At 43.1% G+C, this 23,178-nt stretch carries 20 protein-coding genes; all 20 read right to left on the reverse strand.

Annotation, left to right across the window (positions count from 1 at the left end):
* Positions 1 to 70: 70 nt before the first annotated feature.
* The 20 genes from L990_RS03080 to ablA all read right to left on the reverse strand — a co-directional run bounded on the left by L990_RS03080 (position 71) and on the right by ablA (position 23,177).
* Positions 71 to 544 (reverse strand): hypothetical protein, encoded by a 474-nt coding sequence (locus L990_RS03080; protein WP_047445424.1) that lies wholly within the window; start codon positions 542 to 544, stop codon positions 71 to 73.
* A 7-nt stretch (positions 545 to 551) separates the two neighbouring features.
* Positions 552 to 1,154 (reverse strand): 3'-5' exonuclease, encoded by a 603-nt coding sequence (locus tag L990_RS03085; RefSeq protein WP_047445427.1) that lies wholly within the window; start codon positions 1,152 to 1,154, stop codon positions 552 to 554.
* A 108-nt stretch (positions 1,155 to 1,262) separates the two neighbouring features.
* Positions 1,263 to 2,192, reverse strand: a complete 930-nt coding sequence (locus L990_RS03090; protein WP_047445431.1) for an NYN domain-containing protein — start codon at positions 2,190 to 2,192, stop codon at positions 1,263 to 1,265.
* 203 nt (positions 2,193 to 2,395) lie between these two features.
* Positions 2,396 to 3,646, reverse strand: coding sequence for a 2-oxoglutarate dehydrogenase complex dihydrolipoyllysine-residue succinyltransferase (odhB, locus tag L990_RS03095; protein WP_047445433.1), 1,251 nt, complete (start codon positions 3,644 to 3,646; stop codon positions 2,396 to 2,398).
* A 2-nt stretch (positions 3,647 to 3,648) separates the two neighbouring features.
* A complete protein-coding gene (locus L990_RS03100) occupies positions 3,649 to 6,471 on the reverse strand; it encodes a 2-oxoglutarate dehydrogenase E1 component (protein WP_047445435.1) in 2,823 nt (940 codons plus the stop codon).
* Positions 6,472 to 6,504: 33 nt separating this feature from the next.
* Positions 6,505 to 7,917 carry a hypothetical protein gene (locus L990_RS03105; protein ID WP_047445437.1) on the reverse strand — a complete coding sequence of 471 codons (1,413 nt, stop codon included), beginning with the start codon at positions 7,915 to 7,917 and terminating at the stop codon, positions 6,505 to 6,507.
* 163 nt (positions 7,918 to 8,080) lie between these two features.
* On the reverse strand, positions 8,081 to 9,685 hold the full coding sequence (locus tag L990_RS03110) for a carboxypeptidase-like regulatory domain-containing protein (protein WP_047445439.1): 1,605 nt from the start codon (positions 9,683 to 9,685) through the stop codon (positions 8,081 to 8,083).
* On the reverse strand, positions 9,672 to 10,694 hold the full coding sequence (locus L990_RS03115) for a FecR family protein (RefSeq protein WP_047445441.1): 1,023 nt from the start codon (positions 10,692 to 10,694) through the stop codon (positions 9,672 to 9,674). Before L990_RS03115 ends, L990_RS03110 begins: the two co-directional genes overlap by 14 nt.
* A gap of 18 nt (positions 10,695 to 10,712) precedes the next feature.
* Positions 10,713 to 11,270: an RNA polymerase sigma-70 factor gene (locus tag L990_RS03120; RefSeq protein ID WP_047445442.1), complete on the reverse strand. Its 558-nt coding sequence runs from the start codon at positions 11,268 to 11,270 to the stop codon at positions 10,713 to 10,715.
* A gap of 83 nt (positions 11,271 to 11,353) precedes the next feature.
* A complete protein-coding gene (locus tag L990_RS03125; protein ID WP_047445489.1) occupies positions 11,354 to 12,622 on the reverse strand; it encodes a carboxypeptidase-like regulatory domain-containing protein in 1,269 nt (422 codons plus the stop codon).
* A 261-nt stretch (positions 12,623 to 12,883) separates the two neighbouring features.
* On the reverse strand, positions 12,884 to 13,732 hold the full coding sequence (locus L990_RS03130) for an outer membrane beta-barrel protein (RefSeq protein WP_047445444.1): 849 nt from the start codon (positions 13,730 to 13,732) through the stop codon (positions 12,884 to 12,886).
* A 231-nt stretch (positions 13,733 to 13,963) separates the two neighbouring features.
* Positions 13,964 to 14,707: a 3-oxoacyl-ACP reductase FabG gene (gene fabG, locus L990_RS03135; protein WP_047445446.1), complete on the reverse strand. Its 744-nt coding sequence runs from the start codon at positions 14,705 to 14,707 to the stop codon at positions 13,964 to 13,966.
* 20 nt (positions 14,708 to 14,727) lie between these two features.
* Complete coding sequence (locus L990_RS03140) at positions 14,728 to 15,132, reverse strand: MaoC family dehydratase (protein WP_047445449.1); 405 nt, start codon at positions 15,130 to 15,132, stop codon at positions 14,728 to 14,730.
* A gap of 18 nt (positions 15,133 to 15,150) precedes the next feature.
* On the reverse strand, positions 15,151 to 16,356 hold the full coding sequence (locus tag L990_RS03145) for an acetyl-CoA C-acetyltransferase (RefSeq protein WP_047445452.1): 1,206 nt from the start codon (positions 16,354 to 16,356) through the stop codon (positions 15,151 to 15,153).
* A 4-nt stretch (positions 16,357 to 16,360) separates the two neighbouring features.
* A complete protein-coding gene (locus tag L990_RS03150; protein WP_047445454.1) occupies positions 16,361 to 17,020 on the reverse strand; it encodes a 3-oxoacid CoA-transferase subunit B in 660 nt (219 codons plus the stop codon).
* A gap of 90 nt (positions 17,021 to 17,110) precedes the next feature.
* On the reverse strand, positions 17,111 to 17,899 hold the full coding sequence (locus tag L990_RS03155; protein ID WP_047445456.1) for an OAM dimerization domain-containing protein: 789 nt from the start codon (positions 17,897 to 17,899) through the stop codon (positions 17,111 to 17,113).
* Between the two features lies 1 nt (position 17,900).
* A complete protein-coding gene (locus L990_RS03160; protein ID WP_047445491.1) occupies positions 17,901 to 19,457 on the reverse strand; it encodes a lysine 5,6-aminomutase subunit alpha in 1,557 nt (518 codons plus the stop codon).
* A gap of 45 nt (positions 19,458 to 19,502) precedes the next feature.
* Positions 19,503 to 20,885: a MutS-related protein gene (locus L990_RS03165; protein WP_047445458.1), complete on the reverse strand. Its 1,383-nt coding sequence runs from the start codon at positions 20,883 to 20,885 to the stop codon at positions 19,503 to 19,505.
* A 1-nt stretch (position 20,886) separates the two neighbouring features.
* On the reverse strand, positions 20,887 to 21,894 hold the full coding sequence (locus L990_RS03170) for a hypothetical protein (RefSeq protein ID WP_197057221.1): 1,008 nt from the start codon (positions 21,892 to 21,894) through the stop codon (positions 20,887 to 20,889).
* 20 nt (positions 21,895 to 21,914) lie between these two features.
* Positions 21,915 to 23,177, reverse strand: coding sequence for a lysine 2,3-aminomutase (gene ablA / locus L990_RS03175; RefSeq protein WP_047445494.1), 1,263 nt, complete (start codon positions 23,175 to 23,177; stop codon positions 21,915 to 21,917).
* Position 23,178: the final 1 nt, after the last annotated feature.

Raw genomic sequence — 23,178 nt, forward strand, 5'->3', positions numbered from 1 at the left:
TTTTGTTTTACACAAAGATACCATAGCACAGATGTTATGCGCTATAAGTCGTGTTAAATGGTAAAAAAGGCTATTCTGTCTCTTCTGTAACTTCTGGATTTATACCAATAATTTCGAGAACACCCTCCTTGCTCTGTACTGCAATCATTTGGTACACGATGTAAATTGCACCAATGATCAGCAGGTAGGTATTGTTGGCAAAAAAGAAGAGTGTTAGGTTGATAAGAAATGCTGCGCAAACAATGAGCAGTTTGGTGATGAATGCAACTCGGTATATTCTTAAGCTGGCCTCAGTGGGGCTTTTAGTGTCGATTCGAGATATCCTTTTGCTGTAAATTCGATTTGCTAGCGGAATGGCTATAACTCCAACAGCTATTGCTGCAATGTATAGTTTGGTAGATAGCTCCTCGCTAGGAGCAAATCCTACAAATTTTTTAATAAGGGAGGTTGATAGTAGGAGTACAATCATGGCTCCGATGCAGCTCCAGTTAAGCAGGGTTAGTGATGATGTCGTTTTGTTGATTTGTTCTTCTAGGAATTTCATGACGGCGCTATTTTGTTAACTTTAGGTTCGATGTGTATTCCATGCATTTTTTGAGGCATTCAGCTGTAATCAATGCATCTTCTAGAGCGTTATGCTCATCGCTTTCGCGGCTTAATCCAAAATAGTCGGCTATGGCATTTAGGCTGAGAGATTGTGGTGTTTTTACCCCATTTTTTGATAAAATTTCAAACAGATAAAATGCAATGTTATGCAAGTCGAGCAGCTTGTTTGAAAAAGGCCATTCCTTTTTCTCTTTTCTGTAGGCTGCTTTTAGAAAAACGACGTCATACATTACGCTTTGTCCGCAGATATTTACACTTTTGAGGGCGTTGAATTTACTCCCTGTATTGGGAAGTGTTGCATGTATCCATTCCTCAAATTCATCTAGTACTTCGTAAAGCATTGGGGCATCTTCAAGTTCCTCCCAGGTTAGCTGGTGTATCTTTTGCGAAGAAAGGGAGAAACTCTCCTCATTTTCGGGATATACGTTAGATATATACGTGTCAAGCAGTTCCCAGTTGTTGCTGTACAATCCTGCTCCAACTTGAATAATTTCGTGCCATCCAGGCTCAATTCCGCTTAGCTCTAAATCCAGTACTAGGTGTGCCATAGGTTAAAATGGAAGCTTCAAAGTTATAACTTAAGTGTAATTTTCCTATATGGTGCAAAAAAAAGACCATCAAGCAATGGTCTTCTTTTTTATAATTTGATGGATTATCTAGTAAACCTTTCTAACATTTTTAGCAACATCTTGTCCATGGATGTTTTGCTCAACGGTAAATTCAACTGGATCGCCAGGCATTAAATCGTTAAAGTCAACATCTTGTAGGTCTAAATAGTGGAAGAATAGGTTGTTGTTCGGATGTTTAATGAATCCGTAACCGTTCTTCAAGCTAAGTATTTCACCCTCTTGGTATTCTTCTGCCGAAATTTTTGCTTTCGAAGGAGATGAAGGGATGTTGGTGGTGATATTAACCTTTGGTGCGCTTTCGTTGCTAACGAATAGGTTGTCAACAATGTCGAGATCCTCGTCGTTATTGTCAATTTCGCTATGCATAGGAATTGGGTAACTAACCTCTTCTAGTAGATCTTGAGATGTTTTGGTTACAACCTTTTGACCTTCATCGTTGGTATACTCAAATTCCCATCCAAGAACCATAACTCGGGTTCCGAGGGTGTTTAGCTTGCGAACCAATGGAACATAATCACCATTAGAAGCAATTAAAACTACTACGTCAAACTTTTTTAGGATAGAAAGTTCAAATGCTTCAAGCGCTAACCACACGTCAATACCTCTTTCTTCCTTCTTTCCAAAATTATTCTTGAATGGGAGGTAGTGGGTAATTACGCCTTCAGACATTAGAATGTCATCAAAAACGCGGTCGTAGTAGAGCTGATTTCCTCTTTGGCTAGCATCTTGAGCGCTGTAACGACATCTGAAATAGTGAGCATCTGCGATCTTACAAAGCTTAATGTCTACGTCTTCTTCTTTACCTACTAGGTGACGGATGTAATAATGCAGACCAGAAATGCTTAGACGTCTTTTGCGAGGGTGAACGTAGTTGTAGTAATTGCTGACTTGTAAGAAGTAGTTTCCGTCGTAAAAGACACCAATCCTCTTTAAAGAAGAGGCACATCCATTGTTCATAATTGTACTGTTATTAATTTAATATAAAATTTATGTATTCAGGGCGTGTTAGTAACACTTCACTGTTTTCCAAAACTCAACGGCTATGCTAATTAAGCATTTGTAAAATTACGACGTATTTTTAAAAAAATCACTAGGCAAAGTCAAAATAATCTATTTTTTATAAAAAAAAACAGGAATGACGGCTGAAAGTTCATTTTCAACTATATATCTAGTAAGGTTTTTTCTGGATTCTCTCCGTTGTAAAGTAGGAAGATTGGATTTTCTAGCAGCTGTTTAACTCTAACCAAGAAGCCTACGGAATCTTTCCCGTCAATAATTCTGTGGTCGTAGGAGAGGGCTATGTACATCATTGGGCGAATTTCTACTTTCCCATTGATAGCAACAGGGCGTTCGATGATGTTGTGCATTCCTAGTATTCCCGATTGTGGAGGATTGATTATGGGGGTTGACATCATTGAACCAAATACTCCTCCGTTGGTGATTGTAAATGTACCTCCAGTCATTTCATCTAGTGAGAGCTTTCCGTTTCGTCCTTTATCTGCCAGCTCCTGTATCTTTTTTTCAATTCCGGCTAGCGAAAGGTTTTGAGCATCGCGTACAATTGGAACCATCAATCCTTTTGGGGTTTGCACTGCTATGGAAATATCGTAGTAGCTTGGAGTGATGATTTCATCCCCATTAATCATAGAGTTTACCATAGGGTGTTGCTTTAGAGCCTCGACTGTAGCTTTTGTGAAGAAGGACATAATTCCCAGCTTGGTACCATGCTTCTCAACGAATTCTTTCTGGTATTTTTTACGTAGCTCCATCACAGCCGTCATATCTACCTCATTAAAGGTGGTAAGCATGGCAGTTTCGTTCTTTACGGCAACTAAACGTTGCGCCAGTTTTTTACGCAGCTGGCTCATTGGCACTCGTTCTTCGGCCCGTTCGGAGGTTGGCTGCGACTTTTCCACATTGGGATAAGGCTGTTTTGTAACTTTTTCGACAGCAGAAGAGGTGATGCGCTGGAGTCCCTTTATAATGTCGTCTACAGATAAATTGCTTTCTTCCATCATTTTCTTTGCAATAGGAGAAATTTTTATTTTCTCGTACTCTGCTGGTTGGATCTCTTTTTGGAGTACCTTGTCAGAATCCTTCTTTTTTTCTGCCAATGGCGGTGTTGTTAAGCTATTTTCGGCAGATTTTGGAACATCGGATGATGGAATTCCTGCTCCTTCAGTATTTATGGTTGCTGCTATACTTCCAACTTTTACGGTTGTATGTGCTGGAGTATTTATCCTAATAGTACCGCTATCGGAGGCTATGAGCATTAAGGTAGCCTTTTCCGATTCCACTTCGGCAACTTCTTGGTCTTTTTCTACAAAGGAACCATCTTCTACTAGCCAGCTGGCTATTTCTACTTCTGATATTGATTCTCCTGGGCTAGGAATGAGTATTTCAACGGTCATGTCTACTGTTTTTTTGTTTGGTTAAAATATCTGTGCTCGGGCTTATGGTCTGCCTTATATTTACCGACTTCGCATTGTAGTCCACAATATTTGTTCTGTAGATTGCAGGTACATTGGCGGAATATTTTGCCAATAATTTCTTCCTGTTCCATAAAATGTAGCTTGCTTAATCCTACAGCAGGACTTCCGCTTGATTGGCGTGCAACAACTTCTATGGGGACGATGTTTTTCATCTGCTGAGAAATGAAAGTCCACGCTCCCATATTTTCTGGTTCTTCCTGAATCCATATCCATTTTATGGCGTTAGAATAGTGGTTGAGTATTTCTTTTACTTGACCTTCGGGGAATGGGTAGAGCTGCTCTATACGTATGATTGCTAAATCAGTTGCGTTATAGAGTTCCTTTTTATCGAGAAGGTCGTAGTAAATTTTACCGGTGCAAAAAACAACTCGGAGAACTTCATTTGGTTGTGTATTGTTATCGTCAATAACCTCCTTAAAACAGCCTGCTGCAATATCGTCGAGTCTAGAAACGCATTTTGCGTGACGAAGCATACTTTTGGGTGTAAAGACTACTAAAGGGAGCTTGTTGCTGCGCTTAGTCTGACGGCGGATAAGATGAAACATGTTGGCCGGAGTTGTAGGGTAGGCTACCTGCATGTTCAGATTCGCAGAGAGCGTCAAAAAACGTTCGATACGCGCGCTTGAATGCTCCGGTCCTTGTCCCTCGTAGCCATGAGGTAAGAAAAGGGCTAGATTGCTCATCAGTCCCCATTTGTCTTCTGCTGAACTGATGTATTGGTCAATCATTGCTTGGGCAACATTGTGGAAATCTCCAAATTGAGCTTCCCATACGGTGAGCCCTTCGGGTGAGGTGAGGCTGTATCCATACTCGAATGCCATAACGGCATATTCAGAGAGTATGGAATTGTAGATATCTACAGGTGCTTGATTGGGGCTAATTTGTTGGTAGGGATAGTACCTGTCGTCTGAGTTTTCGACGGTATAAACGGCATGACGGTGAGAGAAGGTTCCTCTTTCGCTATCTTGTCCGCTAATTCTGACGCGGTGACCTTCTGCTGCCAATGAGGCTAACGCGAGTTGCTCCCCTAGTGCCCAATCTATTTCATTTTTTGATATTGATTTAAGCCTTTCATCAAGTAGCTTTTTTAATTTATTGAAGAAAGGTTTGTCGTTTGGGAGCGTGTTAATTTTTGTAGCAATTTGTATTAGAGTGTCTTTTACAACACCTGTGGTAGGTGATGTTTCAAAGTCTGTAGGCTTGGAGTGCTGGTAATCTTTCCAAAAGTTGGGAAGGAAAGGGACGATTTCAACAGCCTCGAGCTGTTTTGCCTCTTCCAATTTCTCGTCTAAAAAAGCATTGTATTTATCTTGCTTATCTTTAAGAATGTCAGCGGATAGAATGCCAATATTAACTAGCTTTTCGCCATATATATCGCGTGGATTTTTATGCGAAGCGATTTCTTTGTACAACGTTGGCTGTGTAAAACGAGGTTCATCACCTTCGTTATGCCCGTATTTGCGGTAGCAAAGAATGTCGATATAGATGTCGGAGTGGAATTTTTGACGGTACTCCATCGCCAGTTCAACGGTATGGATAATCGCTTCGATATCATCTCCATTTACATGAAAAACAGGTGCTTGAACGACTTTTGCTACGTCTGTAGAGTAGGTGCTAGAACGAGCTTCTAGGTAGTTGGTGGTAAATCCAACCTGATTATTGATTATAATATGTAAGGTTCCTCCTGTAGTGTAGGCTTTTTGCTGCGACATTTGGATGGTTTCATAAACAATGCCTTGTGCAGCAATAGCGGCGTCTCCATGAATCAGGATAGTGGCAGATTTGCTATTGTTTCCGTTATAATTACGATCGATTAAACCTCTTGTAATCCCTTCTGCAACAGGTCCTACTGTTTCTAGGTGTGATGGATTTGGGACTAGGTTTAAACGAACTTTTTTACAATCTTCTGTAAATACTTCGTTAGTGTAGCCGAGGTGGTACTTGACATCTCCTAGCGCTACGCCTTCGGCATATTTTTCACCCATAAATTCTCCAAAAATGTTTTTTGGATCCTTTTTTAAGATGTTTGCCAGAACGTTTAGTCGTCCACGATGTGCCATTCCTATAACATACTCTTCGATGCCAAGGTTGGCACCTTTGGTTATTGCCGCATCGAGAAGTGGAATTAGAGCATCACCACCTTCTAGTGAGAAACGTTTTTGTCCTACAAATTTCCGGTGAATATACTGCTCGAACCCAACTGCTCGAACCAGCTTATCGTAGAATCGAATTTTGTGATCGCGGCTAAAGTTGGTTGTGTTTTGTGCTGCTTCCATCTTCTTTTGGAGCCACTCTACAACTTCGAGATTGCGAATGTAGGTGTACTCTACTCCAATTGATTGGCAGTAGGTGTTTTGTAGATGGGTGACGATCTCTTTTAAGGTTGCAGCACCGATGCCGATGCTCTTGCCTGCATTAAAGATAGTGTTAAAATCTGCGTTGTTTAGACCGTAGTTTTCAACATCTAGTGTAGGAATATACTTTCGGCGGGTACGCACGGGATTCGTTTGGGTAAAAAGGTGTCCCCGTTTGCGATAGTCATCAATTAATTGGAGTACTTTATACTCTTTGTCAAAGGTTAGGCTGTCGGAGGTGCTGGAGGTGTAGCTGGTTTTTGCAAAATCGAAACCTTTAAAGAAATCTCGCCAGCTAGACTCTACGCTCGATGGATCGGCTTGATAGGAGCGGTAAAGTTCCTCTAGTACTTGGATTTCGAGGTTGCCTATGAATGAGAATTTATCCATAATTAAAGTCCATTTTTGGTTGGAATAGAGATGCTATAGTTCGCATTTAAAATCGAACAAGCATCGCTGTTTTACTATTTCTATGACATGCTTGGGAACCATAGTCTCCCATCTAGGGCTGCCCTCCTGCATTAGTCGGAGCACTTCTGCTGAGCTGATATTTAACCACTCTTTCTTTGCAATTCTGATGTCAATAAATTTTCGTGTACTTTTTAAGTAATCATAAAGGCATTTTATTTCGGGCGAAAGTTCTAAACTATCGGAGTGTCGTAGTTCTCCTGTCTTCTCATCGAGCATGGGGTAGATGTAGAACTTCATGTTTTTTGGGAAAAGCATTCCGAATGCTTCTAAAATACCTCCACGTAAATCGTGGTAGTAGTTCGGATCTAGCACCTTTTCGAAAGTGGGATAGCCAATCACTATTCGTAACTTTTTTAGCTTAAATCGGCCAAAATAGTCTACCAACTTGTAGTACTCCCGGAAGTTGGATATCATTACGTGCTGTCCCATATGGTTTAAAAGGTCTACTCTGTCGAGGAAATCGCGTTCGTGGAATTCACCCTCGCTCATAAGATTGTTGAGCGTAATTTCGCACAACGATAGGGTGCTGTCTCTTGAGTAGTCCTCATCCTCTTTAAAAATGGCGTAGCTGGTCTTAAGCATATCTACACCTACATAGGTGATAGGACGAAAACTTCCACGAAATGCAAGTACATTTTTGCGGTAAAGCATGTCTGAAGGTTGCTGGACATTGCCATCACGGTCGAACATAACGGCAGGTGTCATGCCATTTTTTACTAGCTGAACTCCGAGTAGCCGATTGTCTACCCATTTTAAATCAGGGCCTTCCATGCGAGCCATGGTAACTTCAACACGGTCGGTGTCTAGGTTGTCCAGCAGCGACTGAAGAAACGTATTTGGGGTCTTAATATGATTAAAGCATGCCCAAATGAGGTTTACTCCAAGTATACCTAAGGTTTGCTGCTGAAGTAGCGAATCATTTTCTTTGAGCCTAACGTGAATTACCACTTCATTGGGTATTCCTTTTTGGCTAATCTCAAACTTAACACCTAACCAACCATTTCCCTGATTATTTTTTTTAAAGTTTATTGTTTCCACAGTATTGGCAAATACGAAAAATCGTTGTGAGGCATTTGCCTTGTCCGCAAGTATATTTTGCATCTCGTGATACTCGTGGGTGAGCATCTTCTTGAGTCGTGTTTCCGAAACGTACCGTTCGCTACCTTTGCTATCGTAGTAGTAGTCGGAGTAGTTTTTGTCGTAAGCTGAAATCGTTTTGGCTATAGTTCCTGAAGCTCCCCCTGCTTGGAAGAAGACGCGAGCGACTTCTTGTCCTCCTCCTATTTCTGCAAAGGTGCCGTACTTGGTTGCATCAAGATTTATGATGAGTGCCTTTTGTCTTGTACTTAATATTTCGCGTTCCATTAGCGTCTGTTCCTTTTTGGTAAGAGTTTAGCAGCCTCTCGCTGTAGGTAACAATAGATTTTTGCTAATGTTTAGCTCTACAATAAATGGGTGAATTTTTTTTGGATATGAGCAGTGCGGCTAATGGATGGGTTGATATAATACTCCAGTTTGGGCTATTTAGTTATGGATTGGCGCCTTCTTGTGGATGCTCCGTTTTCTCTATTTTGGCGTTAATTCGTTTTAAGGCTTCGCTGATTTTTTCCTCAGGTACGATGACATTGTACTCACCCCAAAAGTTAGGATCGTAAGTATAAGGCGTGTCAAGATAGATTGTTTGCGGTTTTATCGTTTCCTGCCTGCTAAATTTTGTGATGTTGGATGTTTCCACATCGCAAGTTGCCATTTCTAGAAAGCAGGAGTAGCTGTTGCTAAAGAGGCGTCCTTTTTTACGAGCTTTTATTTGAATATTGCATTGGGCGTGGTTCAAATAGTAGGTAGAGCCTATTTTTCTGTAGGTAACCGTGTAGGCGTAGCGTTCGGGTTTTACGATATGGGAGTTTGTTCTCTTTTCGATGAGATAGTCTGTCGCCTTTTGGATATACTTGGGGTTGATTTCAAAATCGGCACCTAGTATGGCTAGGCTATCGGTATCTATATAAAGGTTTCCAGTAAAAAGAGCATCTTCAACACCTCCTACCTGCTCAAAGAATATGGAGTAGGCGTTTCTGGATTCGAAGGTGACTATGTCTGATAGCGAATACCTGTATTTTTGCATTTCTGCACGATCGAGAAAATCCGGCATGCTACGTACAATATCTAAGCTTAAGCAGGCCGATATGCCTCCTCGGATTTTCATAATAAGGGTGTCGCTATTATCCGTATTGGTTATTTTACGTGATTTAATTTCTTTTGTAAGATCGCTACTAAAGGATTGGTCGAAAGATGGCTTGTATATTTTAAGTAAAGCTTCTATGTAGCTTAGGTATTTTCCATTCTTTTGTACCCCTTCTCGGTAAAAAGTGCTTAAGTATACGGGATGGGTTGCGTAGTTTTCTTTCCTGTTTTTTAGTGCTTGGTTTACGATGTCCAGAGGATCCACCCGTCTAATTACAACTTCCTGAAGGGAGATGATATTTTGTTTTAGGTAGATGTCTACTTTTTGATCTTTGGTTAGCTCTATGGGGAGTTTATATGTTTTAAAGCCAATGTGGGAGATGGCAATCTGTTTCGATTCGAATGCTTTCCTTACTTTAAGAAGAAATACTCCATCACCGTTGGTTACAGTTCCTTCGGAGGTTCCTTCAATAGCGACTGATACGTAGGGGAGAGGGTGCTGTAACTGTTCGTCCCAAACTTTGCCTGTCACGGTAATCCATTGTGTGGTAGTGTCAGTTTTTACTTGGGTATGGGAGGGTATGGTCGATTTTTTTTCATCTTTATATATGAGTATGTGCTTTCCTAGCGTGCGAAATTTGAGGCTAGGATCATTTAAAATGTCATTGAGAATCCGCTCAAGCATTTCATTTTTAGCATCCAACTTTACTCGTTTGTCATTTTCAACAATTTTGCTGTCGTATATAAAGTAGTAACCTGTTTTTTTGCTGATGGTGTTGAGAATATTGTAAAGGGATGCTCGCTGGTTTTCGAAGGAAAACCGTTCCTTTAAGATATCGATTTGCGCATATGTGTAGCAGGGCGTTGCTATAAAAAGTATTATCAACCCTAGATATTGGATTGATAACCTTTTGATTTTATTGTTAATGTGGTTGCTACTATTTTGCTTCATTGCTAGATAGTATCGTTTGTGCTCCTTGACGATCAGCCTTTAGATTCATTGATAGGCAAACAAGCTCAACAATATCATTTACCGAATTTTTATCGAAGGTTACGGTCATTCGTCTTGAGGCCACCTCGTGTTCTGGAATGGTAATGCTGGTGTTGTAGTTGCGATTTATTACAGTTACAATATTTTGTAATGTTTCATCTTTAAACTGCATTTTTCCAACTCTCCATGCTAAAGAACCATCGTTTGTCCAATGGCTTTTTTGTAGCTGATTTTGAGAGATGTCCATTCTTTCGCCAGCAACGACTACCTCGGATATGCTAGGGTTGTTTTTTAAGGTTACCCGTACTTTGCCTCGTTCTACAACCAGCTCGAAGCCATTTTGGGCATACGATTTAATGTTGAAGGCAGTTCCTAGCACCTGCACGTAGGCGTCAGCCGTTTCTATAATAAATGGTTTTTCGGGGTTGCGGGCAATATCGAAAAAGGCTTCTCCTTTAAGGGTCACCTTTCGTTCGTTATTGGCAAATTGTTGAGGATACGCAAAGGTGGTGTTGCTATTAAGGTAGATAATGGAGCCGTCGGCTAGCGTTTGTACTACGGTATTTTCGTTATTGGCATTTAGAACGCTTACCATTTGGGTGTTGTCTTTACCATTAATGCCCCATAGTATGCCAGAGGCTGTGGCTACAATTGCAATAAGTATGGCGGCATAGCTAAGCAGCAGCCTTGTGCTAAATCTACTTTTTGAAGGCTCTTTGTTTGGGATGAGCTTCTCGGTTTCTAGGCGTGAGCTAAGCTTGTCCCAAGCTTTGTTGGCATCCACCTTTTTTTTATGTTCAAAGTTGTTTAGCATATTCCACTCTCTTTTCATCTCAGTAATAAGGGCTGCGTTGGCTGGGTCGAGTGCAGCATCTATTTCAAAGTTGGCACGCTCGTTCTCGTCCATTTCGTTGGAGAGATACTTGGCTATTAATTCGACGTGCTGTATGTTCTTTTCATCTAGTTTCATTGCCGTAGTTGTTGTAGGTTACATGGCAACCCGGTTGTATCGCTTTAGTTTTTCACGGAAAAGGCTAAGAGCTTTACCCATGTCGGCCTCTACTGTTTTTATGGAGATGGCCAGCTTATCAGCAATCTCCTGGTACTTTTTTCCTTCGAATCTGCTCATTTGGAATATTTGCGAGCAGCGTTCGGGAAGCTGGTGTAACGTTTCCTCCACAATTCTGTTGAGCTCTGCCATTTCCATCTCATCCTGAGGATTCATGGTTTTCTCCTCCTTTTGAGTTTCAATAGATTGTGTGGCGTATTTTTTTCTTACATTTTGTTGGCGAAGATAGTTAAGGGAATTGTTTTTTATTGATTTGTAGAGGTAGGCGTTTAGCGATAGCTGTATGGAAATGGTTGCCCTGTTTTTCCAGTAGTTGTAAAAAAACTCCTGAACCACCTCTTCAGCGATGTCGATATCTTTAAGCATGCTCTCTGCATAATGGCAAAGGGGTTCGTAGTACTTTTTGAAAAGTGTTTCGAACTCTCCGATGTTTCCTTCCTGAATCTTTTTTTGTATGGAGTAGTCTGCAAGTGCCATAAGGGACTTTTTATTGCTCTAAAGTTAACTTTTTTCAGGCGAAGAAGGCAATCCCCCGCAGGGGATTGCTTTCTATAAAATTTTTAGTTCTGGCTTTTTAGCATTTGCTTGGCAATCTTCTTGATGGCATTTTGAATGGATTGTTCTGGCTCGATAATATTGCTGCTGCCCCAGAAATTTTCGTCTTGCAAGTCTTGGATTCTGTCGTTAAGAACCATGTTTTGCTTGAAGGCTTCATCGCTTGGGATCTTGGCGGCCTCCTTGTTGGAGATGCTGGTAATGGCCATTTCTGACATTACGGTATAGTAGCTGTTAAACCACTTCTTCTTCCAGTCGGCCTTGAACTTAATTTCGTTGCGTACGTAGTTTACGTAGTACTTGCCGTTGGGTTGCATTTTATATGTTACCAAGTACGAGGTCGATGTTGGAGTCATGGTTAAGCCCATTGGCTTTTTCTTGATGTAGAAGGATTCGGCCTTTGTTTTATCGCTTAAGTCTAGGCTAAATTCTGCCATCGAAAGTGCAAGGTTATCTTGGCTGATGTAGAACTTGGCATTGAAAAGTGGGTAGGGCTGAACTCCTACAGGGATAACGTTTACCACATAGTTGAGCTTATTGTCGATATTTACGATTCCAGTTAGCTCAAACTTGTAGTCGGTAAAAATGTCGTTGGTAAAAAGGTAGTCGGGGTTCTTTATTACATCGAGTAGTAGCGATACTGCTGGACCTCCCTGTAACTTTACAAGTAGGGTATCTGCCTTCTTAATGTTAACTCCTTTTCTGCCTTTAAAAATTTTCACCCTGTCGTTTTCGAAGCTGGTGTACGATGATTTATAGATATCTACAACAGCCTCTGAGATGGATAGGTAGTCGCGGCGTTGCTTGATGGTTTCGCGGTAGAAAGCCTTCATCATGGATGGAGTGTTGGCGTAGTTTTGTCCAACATTTTTGATGGCCATTCTAACTAGCATGTCAGGACTTTCGGGTCTAACCACCACCTCTTGAAGCGAGAGCATGTGCGGGTCTACGTAGTAGCTGCCAGGCTTTCCGTTAGATGGTTGTATTTTAAACTTGCTGTTAACGTAGCCAATGTGGGAAATTTCGATCTCGGTTGCCTCCAAACTTTTTAGTACTTTGATAGTGAATTCTCCTTCGGAGTTAGATACGGTTCCGATGTTAGAACCAGGAATGCTGATGCTGGCAAAAGGGATGGCATCGCGCGTTTTAGAATCCTTTACAACTCCGTACACGGTGGTGTATTCGTCGTTATTCTGTCCATATGCCATTCCGAAGCAGGCTACTAGCACGATAATCATGCTAACTTGTAGCAGTTTGCTAATAATTCTTTTCATGGTGATAATATTTTGAGCGTTGAACATTGTTTTTTGCTGTTTACACTCTTATGATGCGCAACTCTGAAGATCCCCTATGCTTTTTGGCGTGTTTTTTTGAAAAAAATGATCGTAACCTTTTTGCTTCCGCTTATACTTTAGAATAGGCTTGTGTGGGGCAGGCATTGTGCTGGTACAAAAAAAGCATACAGATGCGTTTCGGAGTATGCGGATCTGTATGCTTGTCAGTTGTCTAAATGATATTCTTACGTCTTTGTGGGTTCAAAAAGAGAAGGCGTAACCTAGCGTAACAACCCCTGCACCAATTCGATTTTCTCCGTTTACGGCATTCTGCTGAATCTTTAGTAGCCCATAGTTTCCACCTCCTTCTACAAATAGGGTGTTTGAGCCAAATGTGTAGGAGAATCCTATAAAGCCCATTAGCCCGAGGTTGAAGGTATGTGTGTCTGGTTTTATGTTGGTGTTGGCGCTTGGTAACGAGTTAAGCGGGAGTTGGCTTAATATTGCTTGCGCTTGATCTTGAGGAACTCCCTGCTGAATAAGCGCTCCTAGTAGTGCATCGTGTGCCTTAATGGTACCTGCTTTGTCAAAGTACAAGGAGCCTGTAGCAGAGGTTTCCTGCTTCGCTTTTACCAAAAATCCGGCAAAAGGACCAACTCCTAGATTAAACTTAAAGGGAGAGTCGGCACCCAACTTCCATCCAAATCGGGCAAGCATCGGAATAAGTAGGTAGTTTAGTTTGGCGGTATTGTTGTAATCAGAGTAGATATAGGGAGGGAATGCTTGCGCTAAATTTTCCAGTGCAGGAGGAAGCTGCGCGGTAATTGCGCTGGCAGGAAGTGCTTGGAAGCCGTTTTTCTTTCCTCCCTGTTCGCTATACTCCAATCCCACTGATACGGAAAATATCTTTGTAAAGTGTCTTTCTACATAAATCCCAAAGTCGCTACCAATTCTGGACTTGTAACCTTCGCTTAGAGGACTGTTTGTTCCTCCTGCAGATAGGTTAGGAATGCTAATTCCACCCTTGACACCGGCAGTATAGCGCTGTGCGCTTACGTTACCAGAATAAATACATGTCAAAATTGCTAAAATTGTAGTTATTTGCTTCATAGTTTGTTTTTACTAAAGGTATGAAACAATTCTTAAAGAATGCTGAAATTGATAAAAAAGAGTTCGTGTACTGCTTTAGGGCTGTGTTAGGTTGATGGAGCGTGTTTATGAGGAGGTGAGTTGTTTTAGGAGTTCTTTTTAAACTGGAAGGAGCAAGGGGCGAAATTAGGAGTAAAGCAAAGCCGCCAAAGTAGGCTGGCTACTTTGGCGGCTGCTTATTTGTGCTTAGATTTAAATGGTCATTCCACCATCTACGCTAAGTGTTGTTCCGTTGATATAGGCGGCCTCTTCTGAAGCAAGGAATAGGTAGGCTGCAGCAATTTCTTCTGGCTTACCTAAACGGCCTGTTGGCACTTTGCTTTTCATCGAGTCGATAACGTTTTCTGGCATCTTAGCCACCATTTCGGTAGCGATAAAGCCAGGTGCAATGGCGTTTACAGTAATTCCTTTGCGTCCAAACTCGCGAGCCCAAGTCTTGGTCATACCGATAAGACCTGCCTTAGTGGCAACGTAGTTTGTTTGTCCAAAGTTTCCGTAAAGCGCAACAACCGACGAGGCGTTGATAATACGACCATATCCCTTTTCTACCATATACTCGGTAGCCACCTTGGCGCAGTTGAATACGCCGGTTAGGTTTACATCGATAACCTGCTGCCAAAGTTCTGGAGTCATCTTCTTGAGGGTGCTATCTCTGGTGATACCTGCATTGTTGATAAGGATATCTACCTGTCCAAATTCGTCGGCAACTTTTTTGGTAGCGGCTTCAACATCGGCAAAGATGGCCGTGTTAACCTTGTTAAAGCGGGCAACTAGCCCTTGGCCATTAAGTCTATCTGCAAGTGCATTGCCTCTGGTTTCATCCAGATCCCAAATAACAACTTTGGCACCTTCTTCCGCAAAGCGAACGGCTGTTGCTTCGCCGATTCCTGCAGCGCCACCGGTAATGATGGCAACTCTGTTTTCTAGTCTTTTCATTAGGTTTTAGATTTTTCTGATTAAACGAACTGTACGTTGTGCTTCAGCTTAGCGCTTCCGATAATGCATGGTTCGCCTTTTGCATTGACGAGCGAGCAGCTGATCGTGCCCACATGCTTTTCGGTATTCACTTCAACCACCTCAAAAATGGCCTCGTAGGGCTCATCGACGTAAGTTGGTGCTGTAAACTTCATCTCTTGGTGTAGGTAGATGGTGCCTTCTCCGGGGAAGAGCGTTCCAAATACCTTGGAGAATACGGCTCCCGCTAGGAAACCGTGTACAATTGGTCGTTTAAAAACGGTGTTGGCCGCATAGTCCGCATCCAGGTGAATAGGATTTTTATCACCAGTGATTTCGGCAAAACCAATTACCTGTTCTTGGGTAAAGGTTACCGGATGCTTGTAGGTGTCGCCTTTTTTTATCATATAGAAGTGTCAGTGTACTTATTCTCTGCGTAGAATAATGGCTGTTCCCATACCACCACCAATGCAAAGCGAAGCAAGGCCTAGCTTTTTGTCGCTTCTAATCATTTCGTGGATTAGCGATACGGTGATACGGTTTCCAGAAGCGCCAATTGGGTGACCAAGGGCTATGGCTCCTCCGTTTAGGTTGGTGCGCTCCTTAATCCAACTTTGGTCTACCTTGTGGTCTTCCGATAGCTGGCGGATAACTCCAAGCGATTGAGCAGCAAAAGCCTCGTTTAGTTCGAGCACCTGCATGTCTTCAAACTTTAGGTTGGCTTTGGTAAGCGCCTTTGCAATGGCAGGAACTGGCCCCATACCCATAATAGATGGTTCTACTCCACCTTGTCCTGTCGATACGATTTCGGCAAGTGGGGTTAGGTTGTACTTTTTAACTGCCTCCTCAGAAGCAAGTAGCACAAATGAGGCGCCATCGTTGATGCCTGATGCGTTGCCTGCGGTAACGGTGCCATCCTTTTTGAATGCGGGGCGAAGCCTGTTCAACTTCTCAAGGCTGGTTTTGCGGTTCACGAATTCGTCGGTGTCGAAAGAAACCATTTCTTTGCCAACTTTAACCTGAACAGGAACGATTTCGCCCTTAAACTTACCGTTGTCGATAGCAGCAGCAGCTTTTACCTGCGAGCTGTACGCAAACTCGTCTTGCTCTTCGCGGCTAATTCCATACTTCTCCGCAATATTTTCGGCGGTGATACCCATGTGTAGGCCAGAGAAGGCATCGGTAAGACCATCGAATACCATGTGGTCAACAGCCTTGAAATCCATCATCTTTTGTCCGTTGCGGATAGTTCCTGGAAGCACGTAAGCTGCTCCAGACATCGACTCGGTTCCTCCAGCGATAATTAGGTTGGCATCTCCAGTTGCAATAGCGTTATAGCCGTTGATGATGGTTTTCATTCCGCTACCACAAATCATGTTTACACCGTAAGCTGGTACCTCTACAGGAATTCCTGCTTTAATCGATGCTTGGCGAGCAACGCCCTGTCCTTGGCCTGCCATCAAAATGTTTCCAACGATCACTTCGTCAAGGTCGGCAGGGTTGATCTTGGTTTCGCTGATAATGTCTTTCAAAACTACCGCTGCCAAATCTGCAGGGGCAACGTTTGTTAAGCTACCTAAGAATTTGCCAATGGCACTACGCTTAGCTGCTACAATAAATACTTTATTCATATTGTTAGTTTTTCATAGGTTGGATGTCTCTAGCAACAATAAGAGTTGCCTCTGTTGCCTGCTGAATTTGCTCAACCGTAAATTCAGGGTTATACTCCACAAGTACAATGCCTTCTGGCGTAATTTCCATAACACCCATTTCTGTGATAATCAAATTTACCTGTCCTGCTGCTGTAAGGGGAAGGGTGCAAGCCTTCATAATTTTGTGAGCCCCTTTAGCAGTATGTTCCATGGCCAAAATTACTTTTTTTGCGCCAATTAATAGGTCCATTGCACCTCCCATTCCTGGAGTTTTTTTTCCGGGGATCATCCAGTTGGCTAGGTTCCCCTTTTCGTCCACCTGCAATGCCCCTAAAATGGTTACATCTACGTGTCCCCCTCTAATGATACCAAAAGAGGTGGCGCTATCGAATGTACAGGCACCTGGGAGCGCGGTGATGTAGCCGCCGCCAGCATTAACAAACTCGTTGTTAACTTCATCGGTTGTTGGCTCGGGACCCATTCCTAGTAGCCCGTTTTCTGACTGAAGAATAACGTTTACTCCTTGGGGCATATAGTTTGGAACGCAGGTTGGAAGCCCAATACCCAGGTTTACTACGTCGCCATCTTTTAGCTCGAGAGCTGCTCTACGAGCAATAACCTCTCTTATTTGGTCTTTGTCCATAGTTTAGATTTTAGATATTAGTAGTTAGATGTTAGATTTAGATGCGGCCTAAGGTCGCTCTCTAATGTCTAAAGTCTAAATTCTTGTGTCTTATTTATTCTTTCTTCTTTCCATTTCTTGGGCAATAAATGAGGCTACGTCATCCGCGTAGGAGTTCATTCCAAAGCCTGCGTCGTATCCTAGCTCCTTGGCTAGCTCGTGCGATATACGAGGGCCCCCACAAATTAGGATTACCTTATCTCTTATCCCTTCGGCTTCTAGCATCTCTACCAGCTCCACTAGGTTTTTGATATGTACATCCTTTTGGGTTACGGTTTGAGAAACCAGAAGAACGTCTGCCTTCATTTCAAGACCTTTGGCGATGAACTCGTCGTTTGGAACCTGGCTACCCATGTTTAGTGCTTCGATCATTTCGTAGCGCTCTAAACCGTAGTGGCCAGCGTATCCTTTCATGTTCATGATGGCATCAATACCCACCGTGTGCGCATCGGTACCGGTGCTTGCACCAACTACCACTATTTTACGGCCAATATTTTCCTTAATAAACTGGTCGGTTTCGTGCATATCCCAAGTGGTCGATTCTACCTTTGGAACGTAGATATTGGTGTAATCTACATCATGCGAGCAGCTACCATAGCAGTTGAAGAAGGTGAACCCTTCTGTAAGCTCCTTGTAAAAAACAACCTGCGGATTTTCCAATCCCATCTTTTTCATAAGTAACTTTGCCGCTTCTATGGCTTCGTCGCCAGCTGGGACAGGGAGCGTAAAGCTCATCTGCAGCTTGCCGTCGTTCATGGTGTCGCCGTAAGGCTTTATCTTTTTTAGGTCGAGCGTTTTGTCGAATTCGCACGCCTCCATCGAGTATAATCCTCCGCTCATATTACATTCTTTCTTTCATCAGTTCAATAAATGGGTTGATGTAGTTGGCTCCTTTTTCGGTAACGCCACTTAACCCTTTTCCTCCATTTTTAGGACGCTTTACGTTGGCAAAGATTCCTTTTTCGAGTGCTGTAAATAAGCCTTCTTTGTCTATTTTTTCAAGTAGCTCAACCGCCTCGCCAAGCACCTGCTGTGCCCGTTTACGGATGAGACCATCCTCCTTGAACTCCATTTCGTCGCCAATGCTCTTCATGTTGCTGAAGATGTACTTTGCATTTTCAATTGCAAGGTAGCGGTCGGACATGAATGGGGTGTGGATTGCTTCGGTGATCATTCCCAGCAGCTGAATACCCTGACCAGTCCATATTGATATTTGGTTGAAAAGGGCATCTTGAATTTGTCCTCTAAAGATATTTCCTGTCATAAATTTTGTAGGAGGCATATACTTTAGCGGAGCTTTTGGGAAAATCTCTCGTGTCATCTGCGCTTGAGCAAGCTCGTACAGGAAGCCATTCTCGAGGTCTGGCGTCATTTCGAAGGCATGACCTAAGCCCATTTGTTCTTCAGGTAACCCAGCAAGCAGGGCTAGCTGCTCGTTTATTAAATCGGAGGCAAGCACGGTGTGAGCCTCGTCAAATGCGTCGGCGGTGGTTAGGTAGTTATCTTCGCCTGTGTTGATAATAACACCTGCGTAGCCGTTGATTACTCTTGAGAAGTACTGGTCTACCAGCGTGCGTTGCATGTTGATGTCACGGAAAAGAATACCGTATAGGGCATCGTTAAGCATTACGTCTAGTCCTTCTAGGGCTCCCATTGCGGCTATTTCGGGCATGCATAATCCCGAGCAGTAGTTGCAGAGGCGGACATAACGGCCAACCTCTTCGCTTACCTCATCAAGGGCGGTACGCATTATGCGGAAGTTCTCTTGTGTGGCAAAAGTTCCTCCAAATCCTTCGGTTGTAGCACCAAAAGGAACGTAGTCTAAAAGGCTTTGTCCTGTTGTTCGGATTACGGCGATAATGTCGGCGCCTTGACGTGCTGCCGCCTTTGCTTGAACAACATCTTCGTAAATATTACCTGTTGCTACAATTACGTAGATGTATGGTTTGCTACCTTCTCCTATTGTATTTAGGTAATTATTGCGGCGGGCACGGCGGCTTTTAATGCGGTTGAGTGCCGCATCAATATATGGCTGCAATGCTTGGTTTATTTCGTACTTAGGATGAACAGGAAGCGTTGTTAAATCTAACTTTCCCTCAGACACCTGCTCTGCAATTTGTTGTGGGGTTTGCTTTGTTTCGGCAATGGCATTTCCGATGAAGAATAAAACGCCCTCGCTAAGTACTCCTTTGTCTTTTAGCTCGTCTACGACAATGTTCGGAAGCGGCGCTCCATTTTCATCAACATTGTCAATACCAAGTAGTCTACAAAGCGTGCGTTCAACGGCAACAGTGGTGTAGCTTTCCACGAAATGCTGCACGTCGTTGGCAATTTTGCTTGCCACTCCTTTTGCGTAGCCTACTTTGTTAAAATCAAGTCCTAACTTACTTCTTTCTATCATATCGCTTTATAGTTACTTTTTCATGCAAAGAGCTTGCTTTGCTTAACTTCCTTTTTGTACTTCGGCTTTTGCCCTCTCTAATAGTTCGCTGTCGACACCTAAAAGCGCTGCTATTCTGAGCGCTTCTTGGGGTGCAATTCCCGTTGTGTCGTCTATCAGAGAGTAGTCGATAAAATCGGTTATATTGTGTAAGGTTACCGCTTCAGTTACATTTTGGGCAAATCCTTTAACCCTCAGCTTTCGGCAGTTGCTTTGTATGCCGCTGTAGTGGGTGGTGATAATTCCTCGAATACCCAAATCGTTTAGCAGATTGGTGGTAGCCGTAACAATTGCCTTGCCCTCGGTGGGGTTTGTTGTTCTTGCCAGCTCGTCTACTAAAACGAGGATGTGCTTGTCAGACTTTGCAGTTGTAACAATTTGATTCACCTTTAGGATCTCAGCGCCATAGGCTGATAGTCCTTTTAGCTCCGATTGGTCGTCGCCAATGCTTGTAATAACCTTGCTTATGACGGTAAGAGTTGCCTTTTGGGCTGGAACAAAAAAGCCAAACTGACAAAGATATTGGCTTAGGGCCAAGGTCTTTAGCAGCACGGTTTTTCCGGCCATGTTGGCACCGCTAATTAGGGTTATTCCGTTGTTTAGGCTTATGTCTACGGGCTGATATTGTCGTCCTATATTGGCGAGTATTGTTTTAACCTGAGGATTAAAAAGTCCTTCGTAGCAGGTATCTGTATCGGTTATTGTGGGGCAAACTAGCTCGTGCTGCTTTGCTTGTTTCGCCTTGGCTATCAAAATATCAAGATTTCCAAGAGCATCCAACGACGCATTAAGCAAACTGCTGTAGCTCTTCAGCTCCTTCGAAAGGTTCTCTCGTACGCTATCTTCAATGGCATTAGCCGCATCGTATAGCTCCAAAAGTTTTTGGTCGTCATTCGTCTGCTTTATCTGCTTCCTTAGGGCAGATAGCTCTTTCGAGTAGCTGTCGTAAACATAAAAGGAGGGCACTCGATTACCTTCTGGATCAAGTAGCTCGATCACCATATTAAGTGGCCGAATGGAGGTTGAAGGTATTTCAATGCTTTCACATAAAAGGCGAACTTCTTCGTTTACGATGGCGAAGTGTTTTACTTCAAATAGCTCGATATCGTCTAGCGATAGTCCTCGTTCTAGATTTTTTATCGAGCCTTTGATATCTCGGAGCTGAACTAACTTTGCTTGAATTTTGCAAATGGCCTCACTTTTAGATATGTCTGCGGCTATTTCGAAAATGCAGCTTAGCTGGTTAAGCGCATTTACAATGGCTTCTTTCGATGTTAAAAATTCGGAGGCAAGCAGCATCCGTCTACCAACGCCTGACTGTATGTCAAGTTGGTCTACCATGAAGCGGAGCCCGCTTACTTCGTCAATGATACTTTTTAGTTGCATCTCAAATTCTTCTTACATCGTATACGGGCACCTTTAGCACATTTTGCATCTCGTTTTTTAGCACATCCGAATCCAGAACGTATCCATCGGGCGATGTGGGGTTGATGCAAACGGCAATCAGCGTTGTTTTTTTTAGAACCTTTATGGTGCCACCCTTTTTTATAAAAGCTCTGAAAACTTCGGGCGTTGCAAATATCCTTGTAAAGTCGCTTACAATAAGGGTGATCTCCTTGATGTTTTTTTGACTTTTCAGGTTATTTAGCAGCTTATCCGTAACAGCACCCAGCACGACAATTGTGCTACCATACTGAAATAGATTTTCGGTTGATTTACTTAGCAGGTACGATGAGCTAATTTGAAGGTCGTGTACACCTCCATCATCGGAGATGGCCCACATGCCTTTGTCGCAATGCGCCAACTTTTGTTTGGTAAGCTCATCAACCTCCTCGATATTGATAAGGTCGTAAATGTACTTTGTTTTGCTAACCAGCTGGGGTATGTTGGCCGAGAAGGCTGCACCTGTTGCCAGTATCATCGCTTCTGTGATGGCTGGCGAGGCTAAGCTCATTCTGGATAACGCCCCATCCACAATTGTCAGGTCGTACCCTTTTTGGGTGAATAGAGCAATCATTTGCTTTAAACCTGCTGTGTCTGGATAGCCCGAAATTAGCACCTTTCCTTGGTTTTTGGCTTTCGCAGTAACCAAGCGTCCAATGGAGGTTGTGCGCTGGCTGACATCTTCAACCTCAGAGATTACCTGACGTTGGCGATACAGCTTTTCGGTGGTTACAAAGGTCATCCCTTCATAAATCGTTACCTCCGGCTTGGGGGTTTGCTTAACCTGGTCGCGCGTTTCTCCATCGATTCCGATGGAGGTTAACGCAACCTTATTGTTAGTCTTGCTTAGCCTTTTAAGGACATAGTTAAGGCACTCTGTTTTGCCAGTGTTTTTCTCCAATCCTACGATAGAGAGACTTTTGTGCTTAACTATGTCGTCTATAAATGGCATTATTGGGATCTGGGTAAATGTTACTTTTGATCTTTGTGCTTATGGCGCTCCTTACGTGCAAGAACGCTAGGTTCTAGCGAAAGCTTGTCGCCCTGAAGTAGCGAAGCAACACCTTCTCCTTGCTCGTGACGTTCCTTTTCGCATTCCTCGCAGTGGCATACGTTGTGGTAGTCGTCTGGTTCGGTATAGGTGGTGATTACCCCTTCGAAGTTACGAAGTACTACCTTAGAGGGAGCCTGCGAGATTACATACTGCGGCATAACTGGAGTTTTTCCACCGCCACCAGGCGCATCAACAACAAAGGTAGGAACTGCTAGCCCCGAGGTATGTCCTCTTAAGTTTTCAATGATTTCGATACCCTTCGATACGCTAGTACGGAAGTGTTCTAATCCCATCGAAAGGTCGCATTGGTAGATGTAGTATGGGCGAACACGCATCTTAACGAGGTTATGAACCAAGTTTTTCATTACGTGTACGCAGTCGTTTACACCACGTAGCAGCACCGATTGGTTGCCTAGAGGGAAACCTCCGTCAGCCAGCTTACGGCATGCTTCTGCCGACTCTTCAGTTATTTCGTTAGAGTGGTTGAAGTGCGTGTTAATCCAAATAGGATGGTACTTACGAAGCGTATTTACCAAATTGTCGGTTATACGTTGAGGTAGAACAACCGGCGTGCGGGTTCCAATACGGATAATTTCGACATGAGGAATCGCGCGAAGACGCTTTACGATTGATTCTAGCATTTCGTCGCTAATCAGAAGCGCGTCGCCACCCGAAAGCACAACGTCGCGTACTTGTGGCGTGTTTGCGATGTACTCAATTCCTTTGTCGATATTGCTTTCTGGAGTCGAACAGTCGTTTTGTCCAGCAAAGCGGCGACGGGTACAGTGGCGGCAGTACATGGCGCACATGTCTGTAATAAGGAATAGCACGCGGTCTGGATAGCGGTGTGTTAATCCTGGTACTGGAGAATCCTCATCTTCGTGTAGTGGATCCAACAAGTCAGCCGATGATGTGTGCGTTTCGTCGAGGATAGGCACAGCCTGACGGCGAATAGGATCGTATGGATCCTCCCAGTTAATTAAAGAAAAGTAGTAGGGCGTAATGGCCATTCTAAACTTTTCGAGTGCTTTACGAATACCTTCCTCCTCGTTTGGAGTAAGTTTTACGAACTTTTTAAGTTCATCAAGGGTTTCGATTCTATTCCGAACCTGCCATCTCCAGTCGTTCCATTGTTCGTCGGAAACTTCTGGGAAGAATTCCTTCCGTTTGCTTTTAGACATC

This window comes from Alistipes sp. ZOR0009, from assembly GCF_000798815.1.
Taxonomy (GTDB): Bacteria; Bacteroidota; Bacteroidia; order Bacteroidales; family ZOR0009; genus Acetobacteroides.